A 14,019-nucleotide genomic window follows, 5' to 3' on the forward strand; every position below is an offset into this window, starting at 1 on the left:
GACATCATGATTTGAAGTGGGCCTGCATCGAGCGCAGCAGCTTTTCGGCAAAGCTGCCGCCGGTGGGCGGTTGAGAGGGTCCGGTGGCGCCGTGGACGACGGTCTGGCCGGCGGCAGGCGAGCCGGCCGCCATGGTGTGGAGCGGGCGGATTTCGCCGGGGCTGACGCCCAGCACCAGCCAGGCGTCTCCCACCTCGACCAGCACCAGGCGCTGGCGTGCGCCCAGCATGGTGCTGCCGACCACCTTCATCGCGCCGCCGGTGGCGTGGCGCACCAGGCCGGCACGCCGTGCCATCCAGGCCAGGCCCAGGATCAGCGCGATGATGGCGAACAGCCCCAGCCCGGCCTGCGCCAGGCTGGCCGCGCCGCTGATGGCGGGCGCCGGCGTGACTTCGGCGGCCGTTGCAGCGCAGGGAAGCGCGGCAAGAGCGGCAACGGCGCCAAGGGCAGCCAGCGGGGCGCGGGTTGCGGCTGTCATTTGTTCAGCTTCCGGATGCGTTCGGACGGCGTGATGATGTCGGTCAGGCGGATGCCGAACTTGTCGTTGACCACCACCACTTCGCCCTGGGCGATCAGGTAGCCGTTGACCAGCACGTCCATCGGCTCGCCGGCCAGGCCGTCGAGTTCCACCACCGAGCCCTGCGCCAGCTGCAACAGGTTCTTGATCGGCACCTTGGTGCGGCCCAGTTCCACCGTCAGTTGCACCGGGATATCGAGGATCATCTCGATATCGTTGCGGAAGCCGCTCGGCGCTTCCCTGGCCAGCGGCGGGAAGACCGTGGCGGCGGCGGGCGTGGCGGCTGCCGCTGCGGGCGCGGCCGCGGCGGGAATCTCGGCGGAAGTGGCGCTGGTCTGCTCGGCCAGCGCGCTGGCCCAGTCGTCCATCGGGTCGACCGGCTTGTCCTCGATGCCGTCAGTCATAATCGGTGTCCTCGGTATCCAGGTGGGAATCGCCGTCCTGGTGATTGATCATTCGTTCTACCCGCAGCGCGTACTGGCCGTTCATGGTGCCGAAGCCGCATTGCATCACGGGCACGCCGTCCACCTTGCCGAACACCTTCTCGGGCAGCTCGATCGGCAGCACGTCGCCGGCGCGCATCGCCAGCACTTCAGCCACCGTGCTCTGCAGGTGCGCGAACTCGGCCACCAGCTCGACCTCGGCCGCGCGCAGCTGCGTCGACAGTTGCGTGACCCAGCCCTTGTCGACCTCCTTCTCGTCCTGCAGCGGATTCATCAGCAGGTCCTTGAGGGGCTCGATCATCGCGTACGGCAGGCATACGTGCAGCTGGCCGCCGACGGCGCCCAGCTCGATGTGGAAGGCGGTGGTCACCACGGCCTCGTTGTGGGTGGCGACGTTGGCAAACTTGGGGTGCATCTCCGAGCGGATGTACTCGGTCTCGATCGGATGCACGGTGCGCCAGGCATTGCCGTAGCTGGCCAGCGTCAGCTCCAGCATGCGCTGGATGATGCGCTGCTCGGTCTGGGTGAAGTCGCGCCCTTCGACGCGGGTGTGGAAGCGGCCGTCGCCGCCGAACAGGTTGTCGACCACCAGGAAGACCAGGTTGGGGTCGTAGACGAACAGCGCGGTGCCGCGCAGCGGCTTCAGGTGGACCAGGTTCAGGTTGGTCGGCATCGGCAGGTTGCGCGCGAAATCGCCGAACTTTTCGATCCTGACGCTGCCCACGGAGATGTCCGCGCCGCGGCGGATGAAGTTGAACAGCGCCGTGCGCAGCGAGCGCGCGAAGCGCTCGTTGATGATTTCCAGCGTATGCAGGCGGCCACGGATGATGCGTTCCTGCGTCGCCAGGTTGTAGGGGCGCACCCCGCCCTCGTCGGGCGCGGTCTCGCTGGCCCGGGGCGTATCGGCCTCGCCGGATACGCCCTTGAGCAGCTCGTCTACCTCGTCTTGCGAGAGGAACTTGTCGTAGGCCATCTAGTGTCCTGCCCCTTGTGCGGCGTTATGGATGAAACGTGCTGCCCTGGCGTCTTGCTTACTGCACCACGAACGAGGTGAACAGCACGTCCAGCACGTGTTGCGCCGGCAGGCCGCTGGCAAACGGCTTGCTGATGGTGTCGCGGATGTCGTCGGCCAGCTTGCGCTTGCCGTCGACGGTGGCGAGCTCGGCCGGCTGCCGCGCGGACAGCAGCAGCAGGATGCGGCTGCGCGCTTCGGGCAGGTACTGGGCCAGGCGCGCCTGGGTGGCGGCGTCAGCCACCTTCAGCGACAGCCCGGTGTGCAGGAAGCGGTCGCCGTCGTCGCTGCGCAGGTTGACGGTGAACGCGTCCAGCGGCACGAAGATCGGCGGCGGGACCACCGGGGCGGCGGGCGCGGCGGGCGCCGCCGGCTGGCGGTTGCTCAGCACGCTGCCCAGCACGAAGCCTCCGGCACCCAGTGCTACAACCAGCACGCCGGCGCCGATCAGCAGCAGCCGGCCGCGCTTGCCTGTGTTGCCAGTCCGGGGAGGGGAAGCCGTGTTCGCCATGAGAAGCCTGTATCGGAATGCCTGCCATTCTTCCGGAATCGCAGGCCAGCAAAGGGCCGAAAAAAAGGGGGAAACCCTTTCAGCTTGGCCATTTGAGCGGAAAGGGAGCAGGCACGGCTACGCGAGCGGGCGCCCTTGTGTTGCACGCCTGCAGGCTGGTTAACGCAGCCTGATCCGGGAACTTGAGGGTGCCGGGGCAGGGGATGGCGGGATGACGGGCGTCGTCACCGGTGCGGACAGGGATCGCGGCCGGCCCTGACGCGGCTGGCCGGGGCCGCGTCTTGCGCATTCCCTACTACGCTACTCGGGTAGCGCTCCATGCAATATCGCAACTCATCCACTCGGCAAGTCATTGATTAGTATGGAATTTGTTTCGTATACTCTTATATAAGATATAAGACATTTGACCAAGGAGCCGCTTCGGACTACAATCGCGACGTACCGAGTCTTTCTAAACCTAATTACTCAGCAGGTTCCCATGCTTGAAAACTATCGCGCACATGTGGCCGAGCGCGCCGCGCTTGGCATCCCCCCTCTGCCCCTGACCGCCAAGCAGACGGCCGAGCTGATCGAACTGCTGAAGAACCCGCCCGCCGGCGAAGAACAGAACCTGGTGGACCTGATCTCCAACCGCGTTCCCGCCGGCGTCGATGACGCCGCCAAGGTCAAGGCCTCGTACCTGGCCGCCGTGGCGCTGGGCAAGGAACAGTGCGCGCTGATCTCGCGCGCCAAGGCCACCGAGCTGCTCGGCACCATGCTGGGCGGCTACAACATCTCGCCGCTGATCGAGCTGCTCGACGACGCCGAAGTGGGCACCGTTGCCGCCGACGCGCTGAAGAAGACCCTGCTGATGTTCGACGCCTTCCACGACGTGAAGGAGAAGGCCGACCAGGGCAACGCCAATGCCAAGGCCGTGCTGCAGAGCTGGGCCGACGCCGAGTGGTTCACCAGCCGCCCGGAAGTGCCGCAGAGCCTGACCATCACCGTGTTCAAGGTGCCCGGCGAAACCAACACCGACGACCTGTCGCCGGCTCCGGACGCCACCACCCGCCCGGACATCCCGATGCACGCGCTGGCCATGCTGAAGAACAAGCGCGACGGCGCGGCGTTCCAGCCGGAAGAAGACGGCAAGCGCGGCCCGGTCAAGTTCATCGAATCGCTGAAGGAAAAGGGCCACCTGGTCGCCTACGTCGGCGACGTGGTCGGTACCGGTTCCTCGCGCAAGTCCGCCACCAACTCGGTGCTGTGGTTCACCGGTGAAGACATCCCCTTCATCCCGAACAAGCGCTTCGGCGGCGTGTGCCTGGGCAACAAGATTGCCCCGATCTTCTACAACACCATGGAAGACGCCGGCGCGCTGCCGATCGAGCTGGACGTGTCGCAGATGGAAATGGGCGACGTGGTCGAGCTGCGCCCGTACGAAGGCAAGGCGCTGAAGAACGGCGCCGTGATCGCCGAGTTCAAGGTCAAGTCCGACGTGCTGTTCGACGAAGTCCGTGCCGGCGGCCGTATCCCGCTGATCGTCGGCCGTGGCCTGACCGCCAAGGCGCGCGAGGCGCTGGGCCTGGCCCCGTCGACGCTGTTCCGCCTGCCGCAGAATCCGGCCGATACCGGCAAGGGCTTCACGCTGGCCCAGAAGATGGTTGGCCGCGCCTGTGGCCTGGCCGAAGGCAAGGGCATCCGCCCGGGTACGTACTGCGAACCGAAGATGACTTCGGTGGGCTCGCAGGACACCACCGGCCCGATGACCCGCGACGAGCTGAAGGACCTGGCTTGCCTGGGCTTCTCGGCCGACCTGGTGATGCAGTCGTTCTGCCACACCGCCGCCTATCCGAAGCCGGTTGACGTCAAGACGCACCACACCCTGCCCGAGTTCATCAGCACCCGCGGCGGCATCTCGCTGCGCCCGGGCGACGGCGTGATCCACTCGTGGCTGAACCGCATGCTGCTGCCGGATACCGTCGGCACCGGTGGCGACTCGCACACCCGCTTCCCGATCGGCATCAGCTTCCCGGCCGGCTCGGGCCTGGTGGCCTTTGCCGCCGCCACCGGCGTGATGCCGCTGGACATGCCGGAATCGGTGCTGGTCCGCTTCAAGGGCCAGATGCAGCCGGGCGTGACCCTGCGCGACCTGGTCAACGCGATTCCGCTGTACGCGATCAAGCAAGGCCTGCTGACCGTGGCCAAGCAAGGCAAGAAGAACATCTTCTCGGGCCGCATCCTGGAAATCGAAGGCCTGCCCGACCTGAAGGTCGAGCAAGCGTTCGAGCTGTCGGATGCTTCCGCCGAGCGTTCGGCCGCCGGTTGCACGGTGCGCCTGAACAAGGACCCGATCATCGAATACATCAACAGCAACATCACGCTGCTGAAGTGGATGATCGCCCAGGGTTATCAAGATCCCCGCAGCCTGCAGCGCCGTATCCAGGCGATGCAAGGCTGGCTGGCCGATCCGAAGCTGCTGGAGCCGGACGCCGACGCCGAGTACGCCGCCGTGATCGAGATCGACCTGGCCGACGTGCATGAGCCGATCGTGGCCTGCCCGAACGACCCGGACGACGTCAAGACCCTGTCGGACGTGGCCGGCGCCAAGATCGACGAAGTCTTCATCGGTTCGTGCATGACCAACATCGGCCACTTCCGTGCAGCCTCCAAGCTGCTGGAAGGCAAGCGCGACATCCCGGTCAAGCTGTGGGTGGCTCCGCCGACCAAGATGGACCAGAAGCAACTGACCGAGGAAGGCCACTACGGCGTGTTCGGCACGGCTGGTGCGCGTACCGAAATGCCGGGCTGCTCGCTGTGCATGGGCAACCAGGCACAGGTGCGCGAAGGCGCGACCGTGATGTCGACCTCGACTCGCAACTTCCCGAACCGCCTGGGCAAGAACACCAACGTGTACCTGGGCTCGGCGGAACTGGCGGCGATCTGCTCGCGCCTGGGCCGTATCCCGACCAAGGACGAGTACATGGCCGATATTGGCGTCATCAACCAGAATGGCGACAAGATCTACAAGTACATGAACTTCGACCAGATCGAGGACTTCAAGGAAGTGGCCGACGGCGTGACGGTGTAAGCCGCGCAGCCAAGCTGGCGTAACGAAGGGGCCCCCGCGGGGCCCCTTCTTTTTTGCAGGGCGGCTGCATGGCGGAGGCGGCCGGCGGTGCCGTGCCGTCGCCCTGCAAGCGCGGCGACACCGGTTTATGATCGGGCTCTTTCGTTGTCCGGCAGCTTCCCCGCCATGAGGAAGCGCCCGAACCAGGAGCCCGTGTGCCCGATCTGTCCGCTTTCCCCATTACCCGCAAATGGCCGGCGCAGCATCCCGACCGCATCCAGCTCTATTCGCTCCCCACGCCCAACGGCGTCAAGGTGTCGATCATGCTGGAGGAGGCCGGCCTGCCGTACGAGCCGCACCTGGTGCGCTTCGATACCGACGACCAGCTGTCGCCCGAATTCCTGTCGCTGAACCCGAACAACAAGATCCCGGCCATCCTCGACCCTCACGGGCCGGGCGGCAAGCCGCTGGTGCTGTTCGAGTCGGGCGCGATCCTGCTGTACCTGGCCGACAAGTCCGGCCAGCTGATGCCGGCCGATCCGGCGCGCCGCTACGAGACCATCCAGTGGGTGATGTTCCAGATGGGCGGCATCGGCCCGATGTTCGGGCAGGTGGGCTTCTTCCACAAGTTCGCGGGCAAGGACTTCGAGGACAAGCGTCCGCGCGACCGCTACGTGGCGGAGAGCCGGCGCCTGCTCAAGGTGCTGGAGCAGCGCCTGGACGGCCGCGCCTGGATCATGGGCGATGAGTACACCATTGCAGACATCGCCACCCTGCCGTGGGTGCGCAACCTGGTTGGCTTCTACGAAGCCGGCCACCTGGTCGGCTTCAAGGACTTCGTCAATGTGCGGCGCGTGCTGGATGCGTTCGTGCAGCGTCCGGCCGTGGTGAAGGGGCTGGATACGCCGCATCGGGGCTGAGCGCGCCGGGGGCAGGGCGCCGCGCCGGCATGGGCGACGTCCTACTCGGTGCCTTCCGCGGCGCCTACAGCGCCGCTCGCGCTACGTCCTATAGTGCAGGCACAGGCGCGCGGCCCTGCGCGGCCTGAGGAGCCCGGACCATGCCGATGCCCACCCCCTTGCGCCTGTTGCGCACCGCCATGCTGGCGGGCGCCGTGCCCGTGATCGCCACGCTCGCCGCCTGCGGCGAATCCGCCAGGCTGCCGTCCGAAGCCGGCTTCGGACCCACGCCGCAGCTGCCGCCGCCCAACGAGACCGCCATCCCCACCGTCAAGATCGCGCCGGCCATCGGCTGGGCCGCGGGCCAGCGCCCGGTGCCGGCCGAAGGCATGGCGGTAACGGCCTTCGCCGACCAGCTTGACCATCCGCGCTGGGTCTATGTGCTGCCCAACGGCGACGTGCTGGTGGCCGAGAGCAATGCCCCGCCCAAGCCCGACGACGGCAAGGGCATCAAGGGCTGGATCATGAAGATGGTGATGAAGCGCGCCGGCGCCGGCACGCCCAGCGCCAACCGCATCACGCTGCTGCGCGACAGCAATGGCGACGGCGTCGCCGACCAGCGTTCGGTGTTCCTGAAGGATGTGAATTCGCCCTTCGGCATGGCGCTGGTCGGCAATGATTTCTACGTGGCCGCCACCGACGCGCTGCTGCGCTTCCCCTACCAGCCCGGTCAGACCGAAATCAGCGCCGCGCCGCAGAAGGTGGTCGACTTGCCGGGCGGCCCGCTCAACCACCACTGGACCAAGAGCCTGATCGCCAGCCGCGATGGCGGCAAGCTGTACGTGACCGTGGGCTCGAACAGCAACGTGGGCGAGAACGGCATGGACAAGGAAGTCGGCCGTGCCGCGATCTGGGAGGTGGATCGCAGGACCGGTGCGCATCGCATCTTTGCCAGCGGCTTGCGCAACCCCAACGGCATGGCGTGGGAGCCGGTCACCGGGATGCTGTGGACCGCCGTCAACGAGCGCGACGAGATCGGCAGCGACCTGGTGCCGGACTACATCACCTCGGTGCGCGACGGCGGCTTCTATGGCTGGCCCTACAGCTACTACGGCCAGCATGTGGACCAGCGCGTGAAGCCGCCGGCACCGGACCTGGTGGCCAGGGCCCTCGTGCCCGACTACGCCGTGGGCGCGCACTCCGCCGCGCTCGGCCTGGCCGCCGCCGGCGGCAACAGCCTGCCGGCGCGCTTCAGCGAAGGCATGTTCGTCGGCCTGCATGGCTCATGGAACCGCCGTCCGCTGGCCGGCTACAAGGTCATCTTCGTGCCGTTCAGCCAGGGCCGGCCGCAGGGCGCGCCGTTCGACGTGCTGACCGGGTTTGTCGGCGACGACGGCAAGGCGCGCGGGCGTCCGGTCGGCGTCGCGATCGACCAGCGCGGCGGCCTGCTGGTGGCCGACGATGTCGGCAATACGGTCTGGCGGGTCAGCGGCGCCAGATAGCCGGGCCGCGGCGCGACACGCCGGCGCGGCTAGAATGGCGCGATCCCGCCCCGCCTGCTGGCGCCGACTTCGCTGCCGCCCATGTCGCTCACCGTCTTCGCCGTCGTCCTGCTTGCCGCCTTCCTGCATGCCGCGTGGAATGCCGTGGTCAAGGGCGGCGGCGACAAGCTGCTGTCCACCGTGATGGTGGCGGTCACGGCTGGCCTGATGGCCGCGCTGGCGCTGCCGGCGCTGCCCCAGCCGGCGGCCGCCAGCTGGCCCTTCATCGCCGCCTCGGTGGGCGTGCACGTGGTGTACTTCGCGCTGGTGGCGCGCATCTATCGCAGCGCCGACATGAGCCTGACCTACCCGCTGATGCGCGGTTGCGCGCCGTTGCTGGTGGCGCTGGCCAGCGTGGGCTGGCTGGGCGAGCACCTGTCGGCGCTGGCATGGGGCGGCATCGCCGTGATCAGCCTCGGCATCCTGGCCATGGCGGGCGGCGCGCGCGGCCCCCGTGGTCTCCCGGGCAGCCGCGAGGGCGTGTGGCTGGCGCTGCTGAACGCGCTGGTGATCGCCACCTATACCCTCATCGATGGTACCGGCGTGCGCCGCTCCGGCGCGCCGGTGGCCTATGCCTTCTGGATCTTCGTGCTGACCGCGCTGCCGCTGGCGGCGTGGGCGCTGGCGACGCGCCGGCAGCAACTGGGCGGCTACGTGCGGCGCAACCTGGTGTTCGCGCTGGTGGGCGGCGGCGGCACGCTGGCGTCCTACGGGCTGTCGCTGTGGGCCATGACGCGCGCGCCGGTGGCGCCCGTGGCCGCCTTGCGCGAAGCTTCGATCCTGTTCGGCGCGCTGATCTCCGCGCTGCTGCTCAAGGAACGCGTCGGCGCCGCGCGCGTGGGCGCGGCCTGCCTGATCGCCGCCGGCGTGGCGACGCTGCGCTTCGCCTGAACGGGTGAAGCCCGGCGCCGGGGTGCTTGCCGGGACGCCTGGCCGCTGCCTGTGCGCGGCGCTGTCTATACTTGGCTTGACCGGGTTCTCAGGACGCTTCTGCGCCGCGTCCGCACACCAACATCACCAAGACACGCCCGCCCGTCTGGACATCGTCGCCGAGGAGTAGGCATGGACCACACCGCAGATTCGTTTCGCGCCTTTGAACTGGCTGGCTGGGAAGACCCGGAAGTCGTCAGCCGCTACCAGGAGCACCTGTCGCACGTGACCCGGCAATCGGTCGAGGCCTTGCTGGACGCCGCCCAGGTGGCCGGCGGGCAGCGGGTGCTCGATGTCGCCTCCGGCTCCGGCTACGTCGCGGCCGGGGCGGTGCAGCGCGGGGCCGAGTCGGTCGGCATCGATTTCGCGCAGGCGCAGGTGCAACTGGCGCGCAAGCTCCATCCCGAGGTCCAGTATGAGCAGGCCGACGCGCAGGCGCTGCCGTTCGGCGATGCCAGCTTCGACGCCGTGGTCAATGGCTTTGGCCTGTGCCATATGTCCGACCCGGACGCGGCGCTGGCCGAGGCCTTCCGCGTTCTGCGCCCGGGCGGTCGCGTCGCCTTCACGGTCTGGGACACGCCGGAGCGCGCGGTGGGCTTCGGCGCGGTCTATGCCGCGATCCGCGCCTATGGCTCGATGGATGTCGATATCCCGGTCGGGCCGAACTTCTTCCTGTTCAGCGATCCCGGCCACTGCCGCAGCGCGTTGCAGCAGGCCGGCTTCGTCATGCCGACTTGCCGCAGCGTGCCGCAGGTCTGGCGCTTCTCCACGCCCGACCAGCTGTTCGACGCGCTGGCCCAGGGCACCGTGCGCGCTGCCGCCACGCTGCGCGCCCAGACCCCCAAGGCTCGCGACGAAATCCGCGCCGTGCTGCGCGGCACCGTGGCCGGCTACATGCGCGGCAGCGGCTTCGAGGTGCCGATGCCGGCGGTGCTGGCGGCGGCGCTCAAGCCCTGAGCCAGGGATGTTGGATGCCGGCCGACACCTGCGGTGCCGGCGTCGGCCGGATCCCACCACTCTCCCTCAGGAATGTGCCGCAATCCAGGCCGTAGCCGGCCGTAGCCGGTATTAGCCCGGTGGCACGGTGATTGCACAATGGACCGCGAGCGCGGCGCCGCGGCTCGATGTGCCACCTGCCAGCAATGGCTTGCCGGAGAACCCCCATGTACACCCGAACCCCATGCCAGAACGGGCAGGCCGCGTCGCGCCCGTCCGCCATCCGACACCGTTCGCGCCAGGCCATGGCGCTGCTGCGCGTGCTGGGCTTATGCCTGAACAGCGTCGCCTGCGCGCAGTCTGAGATGCCGCAGGCCGCCGCGGCGCCCGCCGTGCAGGCGGTAACGCCAGAGCGCAAGTTTGCGCCCGGCTACCTGGAGGCCGCCGCCACCGGCTATGACAATGGCCTGGCGTGGCAGGATCCGGAAGGCATTGCCCCGTTGCGGCCGCCACGCGAGGCGCGCGGCGTGGCGGCGCCGCCGATGGCGGTGCCGGTTGCCATGCCGGCGGGGGCGCGGGCACAGCCGGCGCGCTGATCGGCACCGAAGTGGCCGGCAGGATCAGGGCCTGGAGTGGGATATCGGCGCCTGGCACCGCGTCTCGCCTCGCCATTTCCCGCGGCAATGACCCTCATCTGTCCGGCGCGGCGGCCTGGCCCTCGGTCCAGTCTTCGACGCGCAGGCCGGGATACGCCGCAAAGTCGCGGACGTTGCGCGTGACCAGGGTCAGGTTTTCGGCAATGGCATGCGCCGCGATCAGCTTGTCGAGCGCATCGGCCTTGCGTTCGCGCGTGGCGGCACGGACCGGACCGTAAGCGCGCGCCGCGGCCGCATTGAGCGGTAGTACCGGCACGCGACCGATCAACGCCTGCAGGGCGCGCCGTGCACCCTGTGGATCAAGCGATATCGTGACACCGTATTCCAGTTCGGCCAGACTGATGGCAGACAACACCACATCGCCTTCGAAGCACTGAGCAAAGCGCTCGGCCACCTGGGGCGGCTGGTTCTTCATGAGGTAGATGCACATATCGGTATCGAACATAAACCTGGCCATCAGAACCCCTGCCGATCTGCCTGGCTCTGGTCTTCGCGACCCTGTGCCATGAAGTCACCCGGGAAGGCGGCGAACACATCGAGCAGTCCGGTCAGACGTCGTCGCGCGGGGCGGATGCGCAACTCATCGCCGATCCGCTCGATTTCAAACTGCATGTCCGTGTCGGGATAGGCTAGTTCCGCGGGAATGCGCACCGCCTGCGAGTTGCCGTTGCGAAAGATGCGGGTGAAAGGCATTGAGATTCCATGTACATCCCTGTAGGTACAAGCATAGCACCATGAAAGCGGAAGTACATCCTCGTGTGTATGCCCAAATTCTCAATCGCCTACGCTTGTCTACAATGCGCCACGTCGCCCCGAACCCTCTGCCCCCATGGACATCGAACTCGCCCGCACCTTCCTCCAAGTCGTGCGCGACGGCAGCCTGCTGGCGGCCGCCGACAAGCTGCATGTCACGCAGACCGCAGTGACCGCGCGCATCAAGAGCCTGGAGGCGCAGCTGAATTGCCGCCTGTTCGAGCGCAACAAGGCGGGGGCGCGGCTGACGCCGGACGGGCAGCGTTTCCTCGGCTACGCCAGCCAGCTGGTGCAGACCTGGGAGGCGGCTTGTCGCGAGTTGCCGTTGCCGTCAGGGCTGGCCAGCCTGTTCCGCTATGGCACGGAAATCAGCCTGGGCAACCCGCTGGTGCTGCTGTGGGCGACGCGGCTGCGCCAGCGCATGCCGGCGCAGGCGGTGAGGGCGGAAGTGGGCGAAGGGGCGGAGCTGCAGCGCAGGCTGCAGTCGGGCGCGCTCGATGCCGCGCTGGTGTACCAGCCGGAATACGCGCCCGGCATGCACGTGGAAGCGCTGATGGAAGAGAAGCTGGTGCTGATCCGTTCAACGCAGCGCGACGGCGGCTATATCTATGTCGACTGGGGCCCGGAGTTTCGCCGCCAGCATGACAGCGCGTTGCCGGAGCATGCGCGCGCGTCGCTGTACTTCAACCTGGGGCCGCTGGCGTTGCAGTACATCCTGCAGTACGGCGGCAGCGGCTATTTCCGCACGCGGGTGGCGCAAAGCTACCTGGACAGCGGGGCCCTTGCGCGTGTCGCCGGCGCGCCGGAGTTTTCGTATCCCGTGTTCCTGGTTTGCGCGGAGGCGCCCGCGGGACCGGCGCGCGAAGCCGTGGAGATGCTGCGCGAAATCGTGCGTGAGGAATCCGACTGGTCCCAACGCTGGGACTTTCCGCAATAGCGGGTCCCGGCCGCCGGTCAGATGCGCACCGGCACCAGCTGGCCCGATGGGGCCGGCACGGCCACCAGGCGCCATTGCCGCACGCGCCGCCCCCGGCCGCCACCGCCCCGGCGCGGCGGGCGTGGTTCCAGGCCGGCAAAGCGCCCATGCTGCTGCGCGCGCGTCAGGACCGGTTCCGGTACCCGCGTCCCGATCAGCCAGGTGACCCTGCCCCCCAACGCCACCAGTGCCAGCGCCAGTCCAATCCAGAGGATGGCTTCCATGTTCCCGCTCCGTCGAATCGTTATCCGTGGTTCCAGTATTGGCACAAAGCGTGCCGGCAGGTAAATGAAAGTTATTTGCACTTCATATCAATAAAATTGCATTGAACTGGCTTTGGGGGGCCAGGCGAGCCGTTCCGCCGGTAAGAAAATTCATCTGTTCCGACGAATCTCCTGGGCGTTGCCCGGCCGACACTGACCCGGTCCATCGCAAAACACCTGGAGACCCCGATGCAACGCCTGATCTTCGAAGCCGAACACGACGCCTTCCGCGAATCCGCCCGCCGCTTCTACCAGCGCGAGGTCGGCCCGCATGGCGAGCGCTGGCGCGAACAGGGCTGCGTGGACCGCGAGGTGTTCCGCAAGGCCGGCGAGCAGGGCTACCTGCTGATGTGGGCCGACGAGCAATACGGTGGCGCCGGCGTGCAGGACTTCCGCTACGAGCAGATCCTGATCGAGGAAAACGCGCGCCACGGTGACTCCGGCTTCTTCGGCACGCTGCACTCGCGACTGGTGGCGCCCTACATCGGCCGCATCGGCAATGAAGAGCAGCGCCGGCGCCTGCTGCCCGCGGCCGCGCGCGGCGAGTCGATCTTTGCCGTGGCCATGACCGAGCCGCAGACCGGCTCGGATCTGGCCGGCATCCGCACCCGCGCCGAGGACCATGGCGACCACTGGGTGCTGAACGGCGCCAAGACCTATATCTCGAACGGCCAGCTGGCCGACGTGGTGGTGGTGGTGGCCCGCACCGACCCGGAGCGCAGCCATGGCCTCACGCTCTTTATCGTCGAACGCGGCATGCCCGGCTTCGAGCGCGGGCGCAAGTTGCGCAAGCTGGGCCTGCACTCGCAGGACACGTCGGAGTTGTTCTTCGACAACGTCAAGGTGCCCAAGGCGAACGTGCTGGGAGAGCCCGGCCAGGCCTTCCGCTACCTGACGCGCCACCTGGCCGAGGAGCGCCTGATCGGGGCCTGCGGCTACATGGCGTCGGCGCAGGTGGCGTTCGATGTCACGCTGGACTACGTGCGCGAGCGCAAGGCCTTCGGGCGCGCCATCGGCACGTTCCAGAACTCGCGCTTCAAGCTGGCCGAACTGCGCGCGCAGCTGGACGCGCTGCAGACCTTTGTCGACCAGTGCGTGCTGCAACACAATGCCGGCACGCTGACGGTCGAGACCGCGGCATCGGCCAAGCTGCTGACCTCGGAGCTGCAGGGGCGCATGGTCGACGAGGGCGTGCAGCTGCACGGCGGCGCCGGCTATATGGAGGAATACCGCATCTGCCGCATGTATGCCGATGCGCGCATCTCGCGCATCTATGCCGGCAGCAGCGAGATCATGAAGGAGATCATCGGCCGCGCCTTGGGGCTGGATGACCGGGTGAAGGCATAGGCGCAGTCAGGAGGGACCACACGGCACGGTCGCCAACGGCCGTGCCGTTTGTCGTTGTTTGCGGATGCTCAGGGTTTTCGCGTACTTAAAGGCTTCTGTCAGGGGAATGAAAGCCGTTTGTAAAGCAGTTCGGTTTGAATGCGGGCGGGGAGATCGTGTCCGGGTGGCGTAGGCAGCATCAGGGCA

15 protein-coding genes are annotated in these 14,019 nt (G+C 67.7%); 8 read left to right on the top strand and 7 right to left on the bottom strand.

What is annotated here, in order from left to right; translation table 11 throughout:
- Nucleotides 1-4: 4 nt before the first annotated feature.
- The 4 genes from fliO to fliL are packed head-to-tail and all read right to left on the bottom strand — an operon-like array spanning nucleotide 5 to nucleotide 2,483.
- A complete protein-coding gene (gene fliO / locus CBM2586_RS18940; RefSeq protein WP_115665443.1) occupies nucleotides 5-478 on the bottom strand; it encodes a flagellar biosynthetic protein FliO in 474 nt (157 codons plus the stop codon).
- The gene (gene fliN, locus CBM2586_RS18945) at nucleotides 475-921 is read right to left on the bottom strand and encodes a flagellar motor switch protein FliN (protein WP_115665442.1); all 447 of its coding nucleotides are present in this window, start codon (nucleotides 919-921) and stop codon (nucleotides 475-477) included. Before fliN ends, fliO begins: the two co-directional genes overlap by 4 nt.
- A complete protein-coding gene (gene fliM, locus CBM2586_RS18950) occupies nucleotides 914-1,933 on the bottom strand; it encodes a flagellar motor switch protein FliM (RefSeq protein WP_115689173.1) in 1,020 nt (339 codons plus the stop codon). The genes fliN and fliM overlap by 8 nt, the downstream gene beginning before the upstream one ends.
- Before the next feature lie 58 nt (nucleotides 1,934-1,991).
- Entirely contained in the window at nucleotides 1,992-2,483 is a 492-nt protein-coding gene (gene fliL, locus CBM2586_RS18955; RefSeq protein ID WP_115665440.1) for a flagellar basal body-associated protein FliL, read from the bottom strand.
- Nucleotides 2,484-2,961: 478 nt separating this feature from the next.
- Between fliL and acnB the strand changes: the two genes are divergently transcribed.
- The 6 genes from acnB (at nucleotide 2,962) to CBM2586_RS18985 (ending at nucleotide 10,434) form a co-directional block, all read left to right on the top strand.
- Nucleotides 2,962-5,553 carry a bifunctional aconitate hydratase 2/2-methylisocitrate dehydratase gene (gene acnB, locus CBM2586_RS18960; protein ID WP_115689175.1) on the top strand — a complete coding sequence of 864 codons (2,592 nt, stop codon included), beginning with the start codon at nucleotides 2,962-2,964 and terminating at the stop codon, nucleotides 5,551-5,553.
- Nucleotides 5,554-5,747: 194 nt separating this feature from the next.
- Entirely contained in the window at nucleotides 5,748-6,452 is a 705-nt protein-coding gene (locus CBM2586_RS18965) for a glutathione S-transferase N-terminal domain-containing protein (RefSeq protein WP_115665438.1), read from the top strand.
- A gap of 140 nt (nucleotides 6,453-6,592) precedes the next feature.
- Entirely contained in the window at nucleotides 6,593-7,933 is a 1,341-nt protein-coding gene (locus CBM2586_RS18970; protein WP_115665437.1) for a PQQ-dependent sugar dehydrogenase, read from the top strand.
- Between the two features lie 81 nt (nucleotides 7,934-8,014).
- A complete protein-coding gene (locus CBM2586_RS18975) occupies nucleotides 8,015-8,863 on the top strand; it encodes an EamA family transporter (protein ID WP_115665436.1) in 849 nt (282 codons plus the stop codon).
- Nucleotides 8,864-9,034: 171 nt separating this feature from the next.
- Complete coding sequence (locus tag CBM2586_RS18980; RefSeq protein WP_115665435.1) at nucleotides 9,035-9,859, top strand: class I SAM-dependent methyltransferase; 825 nt, start codon at nucleotides 9,035-9,037, stop codon at nucleotides 9,857-9,859.
- 206 nt (nucleotides 9,860-10,065) lie between these two features.
- On the top strand, nucleotides 10,066-10,434 hold the full coding sequence (locus CBM2586_RS18985) for a hypothetical protein (protein ID WP_115665434.1): 369 nt from the start codon (nucleotides 10,066-10,068) through the stop codon (nucleotides 10,432-10,434).
- Between the two features lie 94 nt (nucleotides 10,435-10,528).
- Here the strand turns inward: CBM2586_RS18985 and CBM2586_RS18990 are convergent, their stop codons facing one another.
- Both CBM2586_RS18990 and vapB read right to left on the bottom strand, forming a co-directional pair.
- A complete protein-coding gene (locus CBM2586_RS18990) occupies nucleotides 10,529-10,951 on the bottom strand; it encodes a type II toxin-antitoxin system VapC family toxin (protein ID WP_115689177.1) in 423 nt (140 codons plus the stop codon).
- Nucleotides 10,951-11,187: a type II toxin-antitoxin system VapB family antitoxin gene (vapB, locus tag CBM2586_RS18995; protein ID WP_115665432.1), complete on the bottom strand. Its 237-nt coding sequence runs from the start codon at nucleotides 11,185-11,187 to the stop codon at nucleotides 10,951-10,953. Before vapB ends, CBM2586_RS18990 begins: the two co-directional genes overlap by 1 nt.
- Nucleotides 11,188-11,323: 136 nt before the next feature.
- Here vapB and CBM2586_RS19000 point away from each other — a divergent pair, with 136 nt between their 5' ends.
- Nucleotides 11,324-12,184, top strand: a complete 861-nt coding sequence (locus tag CBM2586_RS19000; RefSeq protein WP_115689179.1) for a LysR family transcriptional regulator — start codon at nucleotides 11,324-11,326, stop codon at nucleotides 12,182-12,184.
- 17 nt (nucleotides 12,185-12,201) lie between these two features.
- On the opposite strand, the gene CBM2586_RS19005 is transcribed toward CBM2586_RS19000, so the two are convergent.
- Complete coding sequence (locus tag CBM2586_RS19005; RefSeq protein WP_115689181.1) at nucleotides 12,202-12,447, bottom strand: hypothetical protein; 246 nt, start codon at nucleotides 12,445-12,447, stop codon at nucleotides 12,202-12,204.
- A gap of 228 nt (nucleotides 12,448-12,675) precedes the next feature.
- On the opposite strand from CBM2586_RS19005, the gene CBM2586_RS19010 reads away from it, so the two are divergent.
- On the top strand, nucleotides 12,676-13,833 hold the full coding sequence (locus tag CBM2586_RS19010) for an acyl-CoA dehydrogenase family protein (protein WP_115689183.1): 1,158 nt from the start codon (nucleotides 12,676-12,678) through the stop codon (nucleotides 13,831-13,833).
- Nucleotides 13,834-14,019 lie beyond the last annotated feature (186 nt).

This window comes from Cupriavidus taiwanensis, from assembly GCF_900250115.1.
Lineage (GTDB): Bacteria > Pseudomonadota > Gammaproteobacteria > Burkholderiales > Burkholderiaceae > Cupriavidus > Cupriavidus taiwanensis_B.